This is a genomic window from Novosphingobium sp. CCH12-A3 (genome assembly GCF_001556015.1).
GTDB classification, from domain to species: domain Bacteria; phylum Pseudomonadota; class Alphaproteobacteria; order Sphingomonadales; family Sphingomonadaceae; genus Novosphingobium; species Novosphingobium subterraneum.
In genome coordinates this window covers 1-239 of sequence record NZ_LSIA01000002.1, presented here as the reverse complement: position 1 = coordinate 239, position 239 = coordinate 1, and the positions used below count along the sequence as shown (strand labels likewise).

The following is a 239-nucleotide window of genomic DNA, read 5'->3' as shown; positions in this document are numbered from 1 at the left end:
CCAGAACATCGCCCTTGGTCGAGAGGAACAGCGCGCCTTCGACCTCGAACATGCCGGGAGCCAGACCCTCGACGCCAACGGTCGCATAGGTGCGGTTGGGCCCGCGGCCGAAGTCCTGGCGGACGCCGGCCTGAAGGTTGAAATAGGGGTCGATGGCGCGGCTATAGAGGGCCTGGACGTCTGCGCTGTCGATCCCGCGGCCAAACTCGCCTTCCCCCTCGCTCTTGAGCCAGAGGCGG

Annotated in this window: 1 protein-coding gene; it reads right to left on the bottom strand. The window is 66.9% G+C overall.

The features are described 5' to 3' along the window. Nucleotides 1-239 (bottom strand): copper resistance protein B (locus tag AX703_RS00025; protein WP_197423563.1); only part of this gene is annotated, 239 nt, incomplete at both ends.